We start from the raw sequence: 1,238 nt of genomic DNA, 5'->3' as shown, positions 1-1,238 counted from the left end.
GGGTTCAGCGGCAGCTGTTTCAAGTTGCCGATAGTAGTTTGCCTCAGCTTCGGCGGGCGGGATATAGCCGAGGGGTTCCATCAACCGATGATGATTGAACCAGGCCACCCACTGCAGCGTTGCCAGTTCAACGGATTCCCGCGTTTTCCAGGTGCGGCGATGAATCAGTTCAGCCTTGTACAAGCCGTTGATGGTTTCAGCCAGGGCGTTGTCATAGCTGTCTCCCCGGCTGCCGACCGACGGTTCGATGCCCGCTTCGGCCAGCCGTTTGCTGTAGCGAATGCTGACGTATTGGGACCCTCTGTCGGAATGGTGTATCAAGGTTCCGTCGTCGCCCGGGCGTCGCGCGTAAAGCGCCTGTTCAAGGGCATCCAGAACGAAGTCCGTGGTCATCGAACTGCTGACTCGCCAGCCGACGATACGGCGAGCGAACACATCTATCACGAAAGCCACATACAGCCAGCCCTGCCACGTCGAAACGTAGGTGAAATCCGAAACCCAGAGCTGGTTCGGCCGTGCCGCCTTGAACTGGCGATTGCCCCGATCCAGCGGGCGCGGGGCTATGGCATCAGGAACAGTCGTGCGAACACGCTTGCCTCGCATCACGCCGCGCAAACCCAGTTGCTTCATCAACCGTTCGACCGTGCAGCGCGCCACCGCGATACGCTCCCGGTTCATCTGCTTCCAGACTTTATCCGCGCCGTAGACCTGCATGTTGGCCTGCCACACACGCTTGATCTCCGGCCGCAGACGTTCATCGCGGATTGCGTGAACAGAGCGCCGCGATGGATCACGAAGCTGCGCGGCATGTCGTCGGTAACCCGACGGGGCAATCCGCAAGACCTTGCAGATCGGCTCGACCCCGAAGGTGTCGCGATGCTGATCGATGAAGGCCTTCAGGACTTGAAACGGCGGCCGAGCTCCGCCTGGGCGAAAAACGCGCTCGCGACCTTGAGAATCTCGTTGGCACGACGCAACTCCTTGACTTCGCGCTCCAAGGCCTTGAGGCGCTCGCGCTCGTCTGTGGTCACGCCATCGCGCTCACCGTGGTCGACCTGGTCGCGCTTGACCCACTCATGCAGTGTCTGCGGTGTGCAGCCGATCATCGGCGCAATCGACTCGATCGCCACCCACATCGACGGATGTTCGCTACGCTGTTCGCGCACCAGGCGCACCGCGCGCTCTCGGACTTCCGGGGAAAACTTGCTTGGCTTCTTGTTCATGGCTCCATTCTCTCA

Annotated in this window: 1 protein-coding gene and 1 other annotated feature; the gene reads right to left on the bottom strand. The window is 60.8% G+C overall.

The window, feature by feature from the left end:
* Window positions 1-1,223 (bottom strand): IS3 family transposase gene (locus WS68_RS16040; RefSeq protein ID WP_156429540.1). Its coding sequence is split into 2 segments (ribosomal slippage), with 1,224 coding nucleotides annotated over them: window positions 1-932 and window positions 932-1,223; the frame shifts between segments, so codons are not numbered across the junction. This gene is flagged as partial in the annotation.
* Window positions 826-942: a sequence feature (AL1L pseudoknot), on the bottom strand. It overlaps the preceding gene by 117 nt.
* Window positions 1,224-1,238 lie beyond the last annotated feature (15 nt).

Source organism: Burkholderia sp. TSV86 (assembly GCF_001522865.1).
Classification (GTDB): Bacteria; Pseudomonadota; Gammaproteobacteria; order Burkholderiales; family Burkholderiaceae; genus Burkholderia.
This window is presented reverse-complemented; position numbering and strand designations above follow the sequence as displayed.